We start from the raw sequence: 15,532 nt of genomic DNA, 5'->3' as shown, positions 1-15,532 counted from the left end.
TGGGCTTAGCAAGGGGTCGCGAGACCAAAACTGTGTTACAAGAGCAACATGTTGGGCGCAATGGAGAGACCAATTCAGCCTAGCTTGCAAGCAGCCCAACCGCCACGAGCCTTTGGGTTAACTGATTGATCGCAGAGCGTGCCTGACCGTCAATCACGCTTCCCCCCGATGGAGACGGAACCGAAGCACCGACAACCCCGGCCCAATGCTCGTCGGCCCAACCCCCAGCATATCTGCGCATCAGTTTTCCCGTTGATTTCACATAGACTGCGGTTCCTACAGGCAGATCGAAAAAGCGCCATCCCCCCTCGGTCCACACAGCCAGCCTGCCTGCTTCACCGGCCCAGGCCGCCAAAGGGGCAGCAGGCAGCAGCCAGCACTGGCCGAAAACGGGCGTCAAAGGCGGCTCAATCAAATCCGCCCGTTCGGCAACCGGCGAAAGCAGCGCATCCACCTGCAACAGCGCCTCATTGTGCGTGATATCCTTTTGGCCTTGGCCCGCCACCAGAAGCGGCATGCGATGCCGCGCCGTCAATTCAACCATGTCCCACTCCCATTCAGAAATTCACCCAAGGCGAACAACGAACCCATTCAGGCCCATCGCCGACAGCCTCCAATCGGCACTCCCCCAACGACCAGGGCGTACCCAACAACGCCAACCGCTGCTGCGCATCCAGAAGCAACTGCGATCCGCTCACAGCCAGATTTCGCACCTCTCCCCCCGGAGCACGCAACCACCAGACGAACTGCTGAGCCGGCAATACCCCTTCGTCCGACCAAATCCACGCCGAGCGTCGCCGCTCCACCCAGCGGCACTCGAACACCCCATCGGCCCGAATCCGCGCAGACACATGAACAGGCGCAAGAGGTGCCAGCCCCCGCCCCTCCACATGATAGGAAAACTCCGTGCCGCCCGGCGGATCCCCGCGCCCTTCGGCCAGAATCAATTGTTCGCGACCAATCATCTCAGCGGAAATCGAAAGGCTCGGAACGCCCGAAGCCGGCAATTCCACCATCGGCGTTCCAATCGGCCACCCGGTATCAGGCCCACGCGTTCCAAACCGATTGCGCAACAACCCCGAAAGCCGCAGCGCCCCATCCCCCTGCCGCTGAACGTCCCGAACCTGAATCAGTTCGTTGCCAACTCGAATCAGCCCCGCGCCAGACAGAACCGCAATTCCGTCACGGCTCAACAGACTCTCGCTGCCAGGCACATCTACCAGAATGACATTCCGCTCGTCCCATATGGTGTCCGGCCCCATCGGCAATGGCGACAGCAAGGTCCCAAACGCCCTGCCAGCCTCCAGTCGTCCGATGCTCTTCACTTCTCCATTGGTCATCACACCAATGTCAGCACCACGCCACGAGGCATCTCCGCCGCCGGCCACCATCACCGTCGATCCATCGCCAAACACGGGAACAGGCGTTTCAAACACAGTCAGGCTCGTAGGCCCCACTGGCATCACCGGAAGCGGCAGACTCCTCCCCGGATCGGATGAGGCGGGCGGCAAACTACCCACGACAACATTACGCTCAGCTTCCACCGTCACAACAAAGTTGCGGATATCCCGCCGAATGATCCGCCACCGCCCGCCATCCTCCAGCAGAATCTCATCGCCAACAGACAGATGAAGCCAGCGCGGCGGAAGCTGAAGGCTGATGCGATCGCACCCCGCCTCTTCCCGCAGCAGCAGTCGACGGCTCAACTCCATCGCTCCCGCGGCGGACGAACTCATTGCCCAGCTCAACTGCACCTGCCGCCCGGCCCGGTCCCGTGCCGCACGCTGAAGCCCCCGTTGATATTCCCGATCGGGATCGATGTAGATCAGACTCACGGCCGTGGGGGGCTCGGTCCTCACCGACTGCTGCTCTAAATCCGTATCGCCTCCGGGCTGGAGCCGCTCGTCAAACGGCACGTCAAACTCACGCGCCGCCCCGCCCAGCCTCAAGCGACCATCAACCAGTGCAAGCTCCGCGCCCGACATCCGGGCAAGCCGTTGCAGATCGTCCGATCGCGCCGCCCCCGAAGACACGAATCCGGTCGCGGCAATGGGCGAGGCCCCCTGCCCAACGGAAATGCCTGCGTCGGCCGCAACCACCCCAAGCCAGGCATCCGGCGTATCCCGGTCCGCCACCAACTCGAAGCTCAGGCTCGGAATGCGATTGCCGAACGAGCCAAGCGGAAAACCCTCGAAAACAACATGGCTCAAACCACGCAAAGCCGGTGCCCCACCAGCTCCCTCCGCCGCAACAATCAGCGGATCCGGCCGTGCAACAGGTGCGCTATGCAAGCGCATGGTCACATCGAACGCGAACACGCCGTCCGCAGACCGGATTTCCCGGCCGTCCGCCCATATGCGCCCGATCTCCAGCACCGGCCCGGTCGAAACTGCGATCGCAAAACTTGCATCTGCTTCCCGCCGTCCGTCGCCCTTGCGTCCCCCGCCGGCGGCAGGCGGCAATGCCCATACCAGATGGCCCGCACTTCGGGTCGTACCAAACAGCGCCCGCACTTCCTCGCCATAGGCGGATTGCTGAACATAGCTGTCGTCAGCGCTCCCGCGACGCGTCAGCGCCGAATCCAGGCTCGCCCCCACCGTAGCACCGATTCCGGCAGCAAAGGGCCCGCCCACGGCCTGCCCGATGGTTGAAAACAACACCGACGCCATCACTCACCTCCTTCGGGTAAGCGCCAGACCGAACGCCACAGCGCACCGTCCAGCCCGGGCCTCTCCACAACCCGACGCAACCGCGCGCAGGCCTCCACAACGCCCAGCTCGGTGCGAACCGCTAAGTGAACCTGCCGCACCGCCGGATTGCACAGCAACACGTCTCCGGGCTGCATCGCCGCCAGCGGCAACTCCCTGCAACCGACCTCGCGAAGCATGTCCCGTGCAGACTCCATCGTATGCCCGCGCAGCAATTGCGGCCCGATTCCAGCCTCGACCCCGGCTTGCGCCGCCGCGCGAAGCACAAGCCCCAGACAGTCCAGCCCTCCAATGCCCCTGCCCTGAGGGCGGAAAGCAGTGCCAATCGCAGATCGCGCGCCCGCCACGATTGCATCGGCGTTAGGGTGCCGCTCAGGGGTCGACATAGCGCACCAGTGTATCGGCACCCGGCACGTGCGGCTCGCCATCAAACGCCTCGGCATTCTGGAACCGATCCCGGCAGGTCGCGAAACGCTTGTCACAACCTTCGCTCAACCGAACCCGCGTCCCCGGCTCAATCGCTGCGGGCAACAGCGAATCCAGCCGGACCACCGCCCCCGCCACCTCGATCACACCAAAATCCAGCCCGGCCAGCATGCCGTCCAGCACCCGCACTCGACCGCCGGAAAAATCTGCCGCATCAGCCAGTTCCGCCTGCAACAGCAACTCCGACCCGCCACCGCCAGACACCGCCAGACGCCGCACGCGACCAGCCATATCCACCCCGCAACGCCCGTCGCCCAGTCGCGCCCGGCATGTCGGAGACAGCTCCATCGGCGGCAGCAGATTCAGCGCATAGGCCCCGCTGCGCAAATCCACCCGATAACTTCCGCCGCTAGCCGCAAGGCTCCGGCTCACCTGCCCCAGCGCGCCTCGCAACAATGCCAGCGGCGTATCCGGTTCGCTCCAGTCGCAAGCGAACAACTCGATCCGCGCATTCAACCAACGCCCCGAATCCAGGTCGAACGCCCGGATCGAGCGATCGTCCAGAACGCCCCCGATCTCCATGTTGTCTGGCTCCAACTCGGCGTACTGGCTCACAGACGAAGGTGTCATCCCCGGTCCTGCCCGATACAGAAGGCCGTTCACTCTCAGGTCGCGGTCATGGCTGGTGAATCCCAGAGCCAGCCCATCGGCCCGCACCAGCCGCCAGCACAAGGCGATGCTGGTCAGCGGCCGGTCAAGCCATTGCGGCCCTGCGTTCATTCAAACACCTCCACCAGCGGCACGGCCTGTGCCTCACCGGCCCGCACACCGCTCAGAGAAATCTGCAGCCGATCCACGTCGAACCGCACTGGCACATCGAACTCGAACCCAGCCCGCACCTCGGCTCCCGCGCCCGGCGGATCTTCGAAGCGGATCAACCCGCCGGGTTGCAACGTCCACCCACCATCCGGCTCGACACCCCCCACGGATATCCGCACGCTCCCGTCATACGGCCGACTGATCCTGCGCACCTCGGATCCTGCCTCAGCACCATAGCGCTTGACCAACTGGAAACTCAGCGCTTGTCCGTCGCCAACGCCCAACAGCTGATCCTCTGCCGAAACAGCCTCGCCGAACGGCGCGCTGGTCCAATCCATCGGGTCACGAAAGCGGAACGCGATCGCCCGCCCCCGCCGTGCCCGGAAAAACGCCAGCAGCAACGCCAGATCAGCTTCCGATCGCACCCCCAACCCGGCGTCGTAAGACAGCCGCGCCCCCTGCCACATCGCATTGCGTTGCTCATAGCCAGAGGCCAGCACCGCCACCTGCGTCGAAAACCCCGGTCCGCCCACGGCTTCGAAGCCCGTATCCAGCGGAAAGCGCACATCATGAAATTCGTCCATCACATCCTCCGCCCCGGGCGCAGGCCCAAGCTCAAGCCAGGTGAAACCGTCGCGAGCCACCTGCGGCCACGCCCACAGAAAATGCTCGGCCACCCCCCGATCCCGCGCATGCGCCGCAGCCGCCGCAATCAACGGCCACTGCTTCTGCGCATCCGCCGCGTTCAGCACGAAACCCGCGAGGTAATGCTGAGCCTCAGCCGGATAGCCAAGCCGGGCATCCACCGCCTCAACGCCCCGCGCCATGCCCGCCTCGTTCCCGGCGGTCACAAAGTCATAGTCTTCCAGCTGCAGCACATCCCATGCCGGCCACGCCCAACCCACCGGCATGTTGGCGCGCCAAAGCTCCGGCTTATCCACGTCCAACACCTGCGGCGCATAGAACAGTAGATGGGAGCGATAGCCCGCCCCCGTCACAGATGCCGCCGCCCCACTCAACGCCAGCGTCGCCTCCGCCAGTCGCGCACCCAGCCAATCCAGAAACGCCCGCTCCGCCGCCGTCCGTCCGCCAACCACATCCGCCATCAACGGAGGCGTCGAGCCGGTCTCCACCGTCCATCGACCCACCGTCGCGGCATCATAAAAACAGGGCTTTCCGGCCTGCCCCACCCACCACCAGGGCTCACCCACCTGAAACTGCACAAGCTGGCTGGTCTCCGCCGCCAGCCCGGCAAAGGCTCGTGCAATCCCCTGCAACCACCCCATTGCCTGCCCATTGCAGGGCGAAAGCAATGTCGAAGGCGGAAGCCACCCCGTCAGCGCCCGCTCGCCATCCTTGTCCCGCTGGGCCCAACCCGCAGGCGCATTGGCATCAAACAACTCGAATGACAGCGAAAGGATCAGCTCAAACCCCGCCTCCCCGCCAGCCTGCAGCAACCGCCGGTGCCAGGCCACAGCAGCCCCGCACAACCCACCCGCCACCTCGAACCGCCCTGCCCCTACATGAGACAGCGCATAATAATGGCTCATCCCCACATAATGGTTGGCCAGCGCCCGATACCCCAGCGCCTCCCATTGCTCGATCAGCCGCTCAGGTGCCTGATGATAACTGTCATCATAGCCAGAGGACATGCGAAGCCCATGCGGCGGCAGAAACGCATCCCCCACGGCCAGCATCGTGCGAAGCCCGTCCGCCCGCAGATTGCGAAGCTCCACCCAGCTCGAAACCGGTGCCGCGAGCGCCCCCGAACTTCCATCGAACCCCACAGGCACCATGGAGATGAACATCCGGTCGATATCACCGGCATAAACCGGCTCGCCATCCGTCCCGAACCCAGCCCTCAACTGGTCGAACTCCAGCGAAATCGCTGCAGAAGTCCCGGAAACAACGGCATAATTCCACAGCCGCACATACCAGGTGCGCGCAACACCGGCCGCATCCCGACCCTCCAGCGTCAACACCGGCCCGTTCAGCGCATCCAGCGCCATCACCCCCGGCCCCGAAACCCAGTCGAACCGCAAGCGGCAGCCGCGATAGTCCCGGTCGGTCGCATAAGCGAGCAACGGGTGAGACCAGCGATCCTCGCTCTCCCAGATCAGCCCCGCCAGATCACCCTTCGTCAGAAAGTCCAGATCCAGCCGCACAAGCCCCAGCTGCGGAGCCGTCACAGCAGCCATCATCGGCCGGGCAAAATCGACGGTCCACAGCTGCGGCCGGAATCGCTTCACCCAACCCGTCCGCACCTGATCCTCGCGGCTGGCAAGATAGGCCGGAACCTCAACCATTGGCCCGCTCCAGTGCCCGGCGCACCTCGCGCGCCAGCTGACGTGCAGTCGGCGCCATGAACTCACTATCCTGCCGACTTCCGCCGTTCATGTTCACGGTCAGCCGAACCTGCTGCCCGCCGCCCGATCCGGTTTCGATCCGTCCGCTTGATGTCGGTACGAACCACTCCGGTCCCCGCTCCCCCACCACATAGGCCCGTCCCGGCGCCACCGGCCCGCCGGTCGCCCGCCCCGGCAGCCCGAGCAACCCGGTCCCGGTTTGCCCCAGCAAACCGGACAGCCCGGCCCCATCCAGCTTCAACGCCGCGCCCGCAATCTCGCCCAGCGCCCTCGCCGCCGCCCTGCCCAGATCCTCGAATTCCAGCCGCCCGCTCCGCGCCGCCCGCCGCAAGGATTGCTCGATCCCACGGCTAACACTGTCAGCCTCACGCCCCAGCCCCTCGCGCAGCACGCCGCGCATCTCGCCCACATCGTCGGTAAAGCCACGCGTATCAGCCCGTACCTGAACGGCCAGCGCATCCAGTTCATCGTCCATCGCTTGCTCCCCGCTGCATCCGTTCCAATTCACGCCGGTCCAGCGGCGCAGGCTCTCCCGGCCCCGCCCGGCCCTCGATGGCCAACGCCAGCTCGGCCGCCGTCGACCGCCAGAACTCATCTGGAGACCAACCCAACTGCCCGGTCGCTACCAACGCTGCACGCCGGGCCAAATCGGCAAACAGCTGCATCAGCGCCCGCCGAACACGGCCGACAGCAGGGCGCGATAAACCGGCAGCAAGGCCGCCACCCCTTGCGCCAGCAGCGCCGCCTCGAACGAAGCGCGCCCCTCGCCGTCCTGCCGGTCGCCCAGACAATTCCAGAACAAGGCACTCATGTCAGAAATCCGCGCCTGCCCGCTCGCCGCCCGGTCCAGCATCAGGAACAGGCTCCCGGCCTCTTCCTCCGCCGCAACAAGCGCCGAAAAACTCGGTCGCAATACCCGCGCAACACCGCCCAACGGCAATGCAACCTCGCCCCGCACGGGGTTCGCGCTCACAGGCTCTCCACCTGCCCGGAACTCTCCAGCGAAAGCGTGTAGCTGCGCTCGCCATTGAAATCCCCGGCATAGTCCAGCCGGGTCACCTGAAACGCCCCGCGCAGCCGCTCGCCGCCTTCAAAACTCACCTCAAACCGGTCCAGCGCTCCGTTCAGCAAACGGTTCTTCAACTGCACTTCCGCCTGAGACCCGGTGAACACCCCAGCCCCACTGATCGAAACCGCCCGGATCCCGCCAGAAGGCAGCAACTGCCGCCACCCGCCAGAGCCTTTGTGTGTCACCACCACCGGCTCGGCAGACAGGCTCAACTGCGTCGTGCGCAGGCCTGCCACTGTGCGGAACGTCTCAGGCGTGCCGCCATCGCTGATCTTCAGCAGGAATGCCGCTCCACTCTCAACCGCCATGTCAATTCTCCATCACGCTCAGGGTCCGGAATTCCAGCTGACCCAGCATCCAGTTCTTTGCCGTGCGCCGCACGCTGCCGCGCGCCAGCCGCAATCCGATCAGCCGCAGCCCGGGCCGAAAGGCCGGAATCGCCAGTACCGCCCGCTCCACGTCCGCCAGAACCGCCTTCGCCTCGGCCAGACTGTCGCGATTGTCCCACAGGCTGATCGTGAACCGATGCTCGGTCCCTTCGCCGCCCTGCCAGGCCCGGCTCACCACAGTATCGCCGCCGATCGAAAGATAAGGCGGGCGGGCGTTGGCCGGCGGCCCGTCGAAAACGGCGATGGCGCGCGCCGCAAGATGCGCATCCTCCGCCAGTGCAGACGCCACAAGGCGCTGCAGTTCCAGGCTTGCCTTCATGCTGCCTCCTCAGTCGTTCCAGTCCTCGGCCCAAAGGATGATGCGGCCGGGCTTCGCAGGATCGGTCTCGATGGCGGTCGGCAGCATCAGCTCACCCCGCCAGCGGATCCGCATGTCCAGCGTCGGCCGTACCCCGTCGCGCAATTCCAGCCGCCAGCGCCGCGCAGACTGCCGCGTATCCGCCCGCGGCGTCACACCTTCGAACCGAGACAGCAACTCCACCCGCGCCCAGCGCTCAAAGCGCAAATGCCACCCGCCCTCGCGCTCGCCAGCCGCACCGCGCACGTCATCCCGGCCTTCGAAGCGCACCCGCTCCGAAAGCCTCCCAGCCAGTTCGGCCATGTCTGCCTCCTAACGAATCCGCCGCGCCCGCCAGGGCGTCAGCATGCGGCGCACGGCGGGCGGCACACCCGGCTCGTCGGGGGCATCCCGATGCGCATGGAAATGCGCCGCCGCCCGGATCACCGAAAGCCGCAGCACTTCGGGTACCCAGTTCCAGTCGCTCGCCATCCCCGCGCGATAACGCACCACCAGTTGCTGGCAGTCCGGGAACGCAGGCACGTCCAGCCGTCCCTCGCCATAGCGGCCAACCCGAAACTGCCCCTCGCCGGCCGCCAGAACCCGCCCAGTCCCGTCCGCCGCCACAGCCTCAGCGCTCACCAGACTGCGCGCAGGCTCCGCCACCAGACGCAACGCGCCGTCCCGCACCTCGCCCCGCTCCTCCACCTCGCGCTCGAACAGCAGCAGCCCCAACATGGCCTCCACGGTTTCGGTCGCGGCGCGCAACAGCTGAGACAACAGCGCATCCTCCCCGCTGTCCTCGATCCGCAGATAGGCTTTCAGTTCCGCCAGCGCGGCCGCAGGCGGCGTCTTCTCGATGCTCGGCATCAGCGATCCTCCACCCGCAGCACAAGGCTGCGCTCATCCACCGTCAGGTCGGAAAAGCCCGCGCGATTCCGCACCTCATACACGTGGCCGACAACCCCGCCCCCCAGCCGCACCCGCGCCATCGCGCCGTCCAGCCCGGACTCCAGCACCACCAGCCCGCCGCTCTCCACGGGGGAAACCGCCCAGCTGCTGGCCACCACCGCCTGCCCGCCCGAAATCGCCGCGGCCCAGTCGACCTGATAGTCAAGCACCGCGTCCGGATCCTTCAGGAACATGTCCATCTCCTCCAACCCGCGCTCAGGCCGGTGCCCCAATCTCCACGGTCCAGCCGTCGAAACTCACGCTTCCACCCGCCGCCAGAGAAGTCGCGGGGCAGGTCGTCACATACAAAAGCTTGCCATCCGCCATATCGACGAGCGCAATATGATCGGCGATGCCCGAACCGGTCACCGTCGCGCCGGACTTGCCGGCAATCGCAATCCGCCTGCCGGTCCCGGCACCTGACTGCATCGTATAATCAGCCGGAGCCATTGCGGCTTCAGCCAGACCACCCGAAATCGCCGCCTGAAACGACGCCGGCTGACCCGTCAGCGCGATCATCCGATCCGCCATGGCGATCACGCTGAGCGCACCGTCCAGCACATCGCCTGCAACCCATTTGCCCATCAAAATTCTCCCGAATTGTGCTGCCTCATTCGCCCGAAACCGCGATGCCCCTGTCCTCGAACCCCACCACCAGAGTCCGCTGCCCACCACCCGTCTCCGCCGCCGGCGGCACCGCCAGCAACAGCGGAGAAGTCACCAGCTGGGCGTGCGCAGCCGCCGCCGGACCCAGCCCAGCCGTCCATTTCAACACACCCACGCCCGCCGCATGCCCATGCACGGCCGAAACCACCGCAAGCGTCACCTCCGGCACAACGACTTCGTCTGCCTCATAGGCCCCGGCCGCGAAGCTAGCGCCGCGCACCTGTCCGTCGATGTCCCTGTCGATCCCGGCCAGAGTCGCCTTGCCGATCAGCCGGCTGGCCTTCGCAACACTCGGCCGATAATCCCCGCCCCAGGTGCCCGAACCGCTGTTGGTCGCGTCGTTCACCAGCCCATAATAGTCCTTATAGGCCGCCGGATTGGTCTGTACGGCATAGTCTGTGTCCGCTTCAGACCCCATGCCGTCAAAGGCATATTGCCAGTCGAAGGGGCTGTTCACCCCCCGGTTCGCGCGAAACACGCTGGACTGCCCCACTCCGTACAGCAGCTCCCAGCAACCGGTCTGCGTCCCGTCGGCGATCCACTGGTCCTGCTTCGTCGCATTGCGGTCGAACACCACATTGCGAAGGCAATTGCCGTTATGCTCCAAAGACATGCGCACCAGCGGAATCACCGGCCCGCCCGCCACCCGCTTAACCGTGCCACCCTTGTAAGTGGCCATAGCTCCCGGCTCGCTCGCCGCCACATAGGTGAAGCGATTCACATCCGGCACGCTCGCCACCGTGAATGTCCCGTTGTATGCCTCGGGCAACAGCCCGGCGATGCTCACCGCTTCGCCCACCGCAAGCCCATGGTTCAGCACCCCGGCCGTCACCGTCGTCCCGCTCGAAACGAACGGCATCGGCGCTTCATTGTGCCAGTTATAGCGGCTACCCAACAGGGTGCATCCTTCCCAGATGCAGTCCTGCATCTGGATATAGGAATATTCCCCCAACTGGTGCGCTGGGTCGCCGGCCTGCCCTTCCAGCTGCACATTCACCAGAGCAAGCCGGAGCATCGTGGCGGGATTGCCGAATAGCCCTGCCCCCAAAAGCACGGTCATCAAAGAGCCCGGCCATTCATAGACCCGGCAGTTCCAGATCATCTGGTCCGGTGTGTCTTTCGCCAAATAGAATGCGGAGGTGGTCCGCTGCGTGCCGGCTTCCCGGTTGATGGTCACGCCGATCAACGTCGTCCCACCCGCAATCCGGGTGCGCTGCATGTTGCGGATCAACACGCCGCTGGGCTGGTTGCCATGCGCGAAGGAATCGCTGTCAACAATCTGGTTCTGGAAACTCCCGCTCGATCCATAGATTCCGGTCGTGCTGGTCTCGAAACCGGCTCGCCCAGTGAGCGTCACCCGCTCAGTCACCCCCACGCCGCTCGTCGGAGAGCCGCTGAACAGCATGGCACCGCCCAGTTCCAGCCGCAGGTCGCGAAACCACCAGCGCTGATTTTGCACGACATACGCCGTGCTCGCACGCAAGATTGTCGTCGCGCGCGGATTCGCAGCAGCCGGATCGCCACGCACGATGGTCAGCCCCTCGCACGGGTTCAAATGCGGAGCCGCAGAACTGATCGCCCCGCCCACGGTGTGCGCCTGCCCGTCCGTCAGGATGATTTCCCAATAATCGCAGGCCCGCGTTGCGCTGCTCACGCCATTGGCATCGGGGGGGGCCAATGTCGGGCTGGCCACCAGCAGGTTCTTGAACGCCTGCAGCGCCACCATCAGGTTGCCGGCCTTGCTCGCCACCGGTGCCGACCGCGCGGAATCGATGTCGGTGTGCAACACCACGCTCGCCACATCCGCCTGCGCCACTCGCGGAGAATCACTGTCCACAAACACATAGCGCCGCCGGTTACCGTGGCGGCTCCCGGTCGGGTCATAGATCATGTGCAGCGGGGTTTCGTGCGCAGGGCCGACACCGCCGCTCACCGAAGCCACATGCCCCGTCCCGGAAACCCGCGCCTCGCCAATCCACGGATACATCGTGCGATGCACGGTGATCAGGCCGGGGTTCAACCCTGAAAGATCGATCTCCCCGCCCCAACAGCGCAAATTGTCACCATGCGCAGGCGATGTCTGTGGCTCGCTGAACCAATATTCCTTGGTGATCGTCCCATCCGTCGCCGTCAGCTTCACCGCAGCAACCGCCTGGTTGCGCGCCGGGCCGAAATGCTCAGGATGCTCCGCCGCCACGATCAAATCCACACGCCCGATATGATTGGGGCTGTCATCGGTCCCCATCACCGGCAGATAACTCGGCGTCGCCCACCGGCTGATCACCGGGATCACCTGCCGCACAGACTGGTTCGCCACGGCCGTCAGCACCGTAGCCGCCTCGCCCTGCTTCCAGCCCGCCCCGAAACTCGCCTGCACGATGCTCGCCCCGGCGGGCACCCGCTTGCTCAACGCCAGCCGAACGGTCCGCGTCCCGTTGCCATTGTCGGTCTCGTTCAGCAGTTTCGCATCCGGGTACGGCAACCGCATCACCTTGGTGGCGACGATCTGCATCGCCCGCGCGGCATTCGCCACCGCCTGCCCGCCAATCCGGTCATACCCGGCTGTCCGAACCTGCAGCACCACCTTGGGCGAACCCTTGGGATCCAGCGGAAACTGGTCCACGCCGCTCAGCAGGAAGCGGCCATTGGGCCGGTCCGCGCCATTGAACTCCCAGGCACCACCGGTCTGCGGCCAATCGCCGGTCACAGCCAGCACCCAACCGTTCGATTCAACGGCAGTCGAGACAATCGCCATCGCCAGCTCCGGCCAGATCAGGAAAGGAACCGGGGGGCCGAAGCCCCCCGGCAAGTGGGGGTCAGCAAGGGATCAGGTCGCAGAGAAGCGCATCAGCTTCAGCGCCTCGCTGTTCACCAGCGCCCCGCCCACGCGTCGGGTGGCATAGAAGTGAACGAACGGCTTGTTCGAATAGGGATCGCGCAGCACGGCAGTCTCGCCCCGGTCTGCGATCACATAGGCGCTCCTGAACTGGCCAAAACCGATGGACAGGCTGTTCGCCGCAATGTCCGGCATGGCATCCACCTCAACCACCGGATAGCCCAGCAGCGTCGAAGCCTGCCCTTCCAGCAGGCCCGGCTTCCAGATGAAGTCGCCGGTCGAATCCTTGAACTTCCGCACCGTCGCCATGGTGTTGGAATTCATCACCCAGGCCGCGCCCTGCCGGTAAGGTGCCCGCAGCGAATGCACCAGATCGATCAGCTTGTCGTGCGGGTTGGAGGCGACAAACCCTCCGGCCGCACCCGCCGCCACATATTGCAGCGTCCCGAACGGGCGGGTCGCATCCCCGGCCGTCGCCACCGGATAGGTCAGGAACCCCTTCGGCTGCGAAACACCACTGCCAGAGACAAAAGCCACACCCTCGGCACGGGCGAACTCGGTCGCCACTTCCTGCGCCAGCCAGCCTTCCACATCGAACAGCGCATCGTCCAGCATCGCCTGCGTGGCGGCCGGGTTGGCATACAGCTCACCCATCGGTGCCAGCACTTCGGAAAACACCGGGGTCGAGGTCTCGGCCCGCGCCGCCGTCTCGGCCACCCAGCCAGAGGCAAAGCCGCCAGAAGCAACCAGTTTGCGATAGTTGGCCGAACCAATTTTTACCACATCGGCCAGAGCACGGATCGGAGAAATCTGCTTCAGCGTCGTCTCGATGCGCTGGTCGATCTCCAGCGGCACCGCCAGCCCGCCTTCGCCACCCACGCCCACCGACATTCGCTTGCTCTCGAACCCGGCTTCCATGCCCTTGCGCAGATAGGCATCGCCGAACGCAGTCGAGCGCGTCGCCATCGCCCCACCCATCACCGGCGGAGCCGACACCAGCCGGCGCGAAAGCCCGTCCAGATCCTGTTTCAACTCCATGCGCAGCGCATCCAGCTCGCCGCGCAGCGCCTCTGCGCCCGCACCGTCCAGTTGCGCGGCCGCATCCGCCGCGGTCACCACCGCGGCAGCCTTGGTTTCATACCCCATGCTGCATGTCTCCTCACCGGAGCCCAACCATCGGGCCCCTTCCAGCCGGTCGCCCGGCCCCTTCAACCGCGCTTCAGCCCACCGCCGAAACGCGAGCCTCCCCGTGCATCGGCAGCGTCACCACCGAGCATTCGATCAGCTCCAGTTTCAGCAGTTCGCGCCCCCCGCCGGGCCGGGGCCTGGCAGATTTCACGCGATAGCCGAACGACAATCCATCCACCGCGCCGCTGCGCATCAGCGCCAGCGCATCCTCGCCGTCGCGGCAATCCGGGCTCACCCCGGCCAGCATCTTCAGGCCCACACCATCCTCGGTCAGGCTCAGCACCCGCCCGATCGGCCGGGCCGGGTCATGCTGCCACAGCAGCGGCACATCGGCTCGCGCGCCCAGAAACGCCGCCCGCCGCACGATGTCTCCACCGCGGTCCACGCTGTCGAAACGGCTGACATAGCCGCTGATCCGCACCAGTGCGTCCATCAACCGGCCCTCCCCTCACGCGGAGCCCACCCCAGCATCGCCCGCTTCTCATCCTCATCCAGAAACTCGGCAGCCCCCACATGCCGCCACAGCCGCTCCCGATCCGCCCAAAGTGCGGGCACAAGATCCAGATCAGGCTCCAGCATCAGCCCCGGCCACCAGACCGAAAGATGCCGGGAAACCCCGTCCAATATCCGGTTCAACAGCGGCAAGATGGTCAGCCGCCACAAGGCCACATTGGCCTCGGCATAATTGGCATGCGTCGAATCCCCCGGCAGCCCCAGCAGCATCGGCGGCACGCCAAAGGCCAGCGCCACATCCCGCGCCGCCGCCTCGCGCGCCTTCTGGAAATCCATCTCGGCCGGCGTCAGCGAAAGCGATTGCCACTTCAGCCCGCCTTCCAGCAGCATCGGCCGCCCGGCATTGCGATGCCCTTGGAACCCGGCCTCGATCTCCTCGCGCAGCCGCGAGAATTGCTCGGCGGAAAGCGGCCCATCCTCCCCGTCCAGCACCAACGCCCCCGAAGGCCGCGCCGCATTCGCAATCAGGGATCGGTTCCAGCGCCCGGCCGCCTGCAACAGCGCAACACCCTCGCTCGCCGCCCCCACACAGCCCGAACCCAGATGGTCGTCCAGCGGGTCGAACGCCTTCAGATGCAACAGCCCCGGCCGCGCCGCATCGCCCGAAACCGGCAAGCGCTGCACATGCCCGCCCACCCGATAGATCCAGCCCAGCGGCCAGCCGCGCGCATCCGTCTCCAACTGCATCCGTTCAGGCCGCAGCGCCCACAAGGTCGCCGCCCGCCCGCCTGCATCCAGCCCCGTTTCCACATAGGCATTGCCATGCAGCAGCAGATGCGTCGCCAGCTGCTCCAGCAAGGCAGGCGGCAGCAGCTCAACCGCCGGATGCGCCTCACCCGCTGCAGACAGTTTCACACTGGAAAGCCCCTCGGCCACCAGCCGGATCGCCCGCAACGCCACCGGATTGCCCAGCGCCGCCCGCACCTGCCCGGCATAGCCAGACGGCGGCTCGGCCACCCCGCCTTCCGAACCCAGCCAACTCCGGGGCGGTGCCAGCGCCTTCGCTTCCTCCAGCCCCAACAGCTTGCGCGCCCAGCTCACGCATCATCTCCGCGCTTGCCGTCTGGTCCCAGCGTCACCAGCCCTCCACCAATGATCAGCGAAATCGCCTGCGCCAGCCCATGCGCCTGCATCGGATCAGACCCAAGCACCACCGCGATCGTCGCAAAGCCGACCCAGGTCGAACTTTCGGTCAGGCGCAGGCGCGCCCAGCTCAGCGCAGAAGCCCAGGGCTCCTGCGTCCAGAAAGGTTCCATGTTCCAGG

The 15,532-nt window shown here is 65.8% G+C and carries 19 protein-coding genes; all 19 read right to left on the bottom strand.

Annotated elements, in window-relative coordinates:
* Positions 1 to 79 precede the first annotated feature (79 nt).
* Entirely contained in the window at positions 80 to 544 is a 465-nt protein-coding gene (locus FJQ54_RS15785) for a DUF2793 domain-containing protein (RefSeq protein WP_140929379.1), read from the bottom strand.
* 13 nt (positions 545 to 557) lie between these two features.
* Positions 558 to 2,669: a phage tail protein gene (locus tag FJQ54_RS15780; RefSeq protein WP_140929378.1), complete on the bottom strand. Its 2,112-nt coding sequence runs from the start codon at positions 2,667 to 2,669 to the stop codon at positions 558 to 560.
* Positions 2,669 to 2,887, bottom strand: coding sequence for a hypothetical protein (locus tag FJQ54_RS15775; protein WP_140929377.1), 219 nt, complete (start codon positions 2,885 to 2,887; stop codon positions 2,669 to 2,671). Before FJQ54_RS15775 ends, FJQ54_RS15780 begins: the two co-directional genes overlap by 1 nt.
* 193 nt (positions 2,888 to 3,080) lie before the next feature.
* Positions 3,081 to 3,914: a DUF2163 domain-containing protein gene (locus FJQ54_RS15770; RefSeq protein WP_140929376.1), complete on the bottom strand. Its 834-nt coding sequence runs from the start codon at positions 3,912 to 3,914 to the stop codon at positions 3,081 to 3,083.
* On the bottom strand, positions 3,911 to 6,259 hold the full coding sequence (locus FJQ54_RS15765; RefSeq protein WP_140929375.1) for a DUF2460 domain-containing protein: 2,349 nt from the start codon (positions 6,257 to 6,259) through the stop codon (positions 3,911 to 3,913). The genes FJQ54_RS15770 and FJQ54_RS15765 overlap by 4 nt, the downstream gene beginning before the upstream one ends.
* On the bottom strand, positions 6,252 to 6,794 hold the full coding sequence (locus FJQ54_RS15760; RefSeq protein ID WP_140929374.1) for a tail tape measure protein: 543 nt from the start codon (positions 6,792 to 6,794) through the stop codon (positions 6,252 to 6,254). Before FJQ54_RS15760 ends, FJQ54_RS15765 begins: the two co-directional genes overlap by 8 nt.
* A complete protein-coding gene (locus FJQ54_RS15755; RefSeq protein ID WP_140929373.1) occupies positions 6,784 to 6,984 on the bottom strand; it encodes a phage tail assembly chaperone in 201 nt (66 codons plus the stop codon). The genes FJQ54_RS15760 and FJQ54_RS15755 overlap by 11 nt, the downstream gene beginning before the upstream one ends.
* Complete coding sequence (locus tag FJQ54_RS15750; RefSeq protein WP_140929372.1) at positions 6,984 to 7,292, bottom strand: gene transfer agent family protein; 309 nt, start codon at positions 7,290 to 7,292, stop codon at positions 6,984 to 6,986. The genes FJQ54_RS15755 and FJQ54_RS15750 overlap by 1 nt, the downstream gene beginning before the upstream one ends.
* Positions 7,289 to 7,696 (bottom strand): phage tail tube protein, encoded by a 408-nt coding sequence (locus tag FJQ54_RS15745; protein ID WP_140929371.1) that lies wholly within the window; start codon positions 7,694 to 7,696, stop codon positions 7,289 to 7,291. The genes FJQ54_RS15750 and FJQ54_RS15745 overlap by 4 nt, the downstream gene beginning before the upstream one ends.
* A gap of 1 nt (position 7,697) precedes the next feature.
* Positions 7,698 to 8,096: a DUF3168 domain-containing protein gene (locus tag FJQ54_RS15740; RefSeq protein WP_140929370.1), complete on the bottom strand. Its 399-nt coding sequence runs from the start codon at positions 8,094 to 8,096 to the stop codon at positions 7,698 to 7,700.
* Positions 8,097 to 8,105: 9 nt separating this feature from the next.
* Entirely contained in the window at positions 8,106 to 8,438 is a 333-nt protein-coding gene (locus FJQ54_RS15735; protein ID WP_140929369.1) for a phage head completion protein, read from the bottom strand.
* Positions 8,439 to 8,447: 9 nt separating this feature from the next.
* Positions 8,448 to 8,984, bottom strand: coding sequence for a head-tail connector protein (locus FJQ54_RS15730; protein ID WP_140929368.1), 537 nt, complete (start codon positions 8,982 to 8,984; stop codon positions 8,448 to 8,450).
* Positions 8,984 to 9,259 (bottom strand): phage fiber-tail adaptor protein, encoded by a 276-nt coding sequence (locus FJQ54_RS15725; protein ID WP_235890499.1) that lies wholly within the window; start codon positions 9,257 to 9,259, stop codon positions 8,984 to 8,986. The genes FJQ54_RS15730 and FJQ54_RS15725 overlap by 1 nt, the downstream gene beginning before the upstream one ends.
* 22 nt (positions 9,260 to 9,281) lie before the next feature.
* Entirely contained in the window at positions 9,282 to 9,650 is a 369-nt protein-coding gene (locus FJQ54_RS15720; protein WP_140929366.1) for a hypothetical protein, read from the bottom strand.
* Between the two features lie 25 nt (positions 9,651 to 9,675).
* Positions 9,676 to 12,486, bottom strand: coding sequence for a hypothetical protein (locus tag FJQ54_RS15715; protein ID WP_140929365.1), 2,811 nt, complete (start codon positions 12,484 to 12,486; stop codon positions 9,676 to 9,678).
* Between the two features lie 72 nt (positions 12,487 to 12,558).
* Positions 12,559 to 13,713 carry a phage major capsid protein gene (locus tag FJQ54_RS15710; protein WP_140929364.1) on the bottom strand — a complete coding sequence of 385 codons (1,155 nt, stop codon included), beginning with the start codon at positions 13,711 to 13,713 and terminating at the stop codon, positions 12,559 to 12,561.
* A gap of 73 nt (positions 13,714 to 13,786) precedes the next feature.
* Entirely contained in the window at positions 13,787 to 14,188 is a 402-nt protein-coding gene (locus FJQ54_RS15705) for an HK97 family phage prohead protease (RefSeq protein ID WP_140929363.1), read from the bottom strand.
* Positions 14,188 to 15,309, bottom strand: coding sequence for a phage portal protein (locus FJQ54_RS15700; RefSeq protein ID WP_235890498.1), 1,122 nt, complete (start codon positions 15,307 to 15,309; stop codon positions 14,188 to 14,190). The genes FJQ54_RS15705 and FJQ54_RS15700 overlap by 1 nt, the downstream gene beginning before the upstream one ends.
* On the bottom strand, positions 15,306 to 15,524 hold the full coding sequence (locus tag FJQ54_RS15695; protein WP_140929362.1) for a hypothetical protein: 219 nt from the start codon (positions 15,522 to 15,524) through the stop codon (positions 15,306 to 15,308). Before FJQ54_RS15695 ends, FJQ54_RS15700 begins: the two co-directional genes overlap by 4 nt.
* Between the last annotated feature and the right edge of the window lie 8 nt (positions 15,525 to 15,532).

This window comes from Sandaracinobacter neustonicus, assembly GCF_006385875.1.
Lineage (GTDB): Bacteria > Pseudomonadota > Alphaproteobacteria > Sphingomonadales > Sphingomonadaceae > Sandaracinobacteroides > Sandaracinobacteroides neustonicus.
Note: the sequence above shows the minus strand (reverse complement) of the source record. Positions and strands in the feature narration are given on the sequence as shown.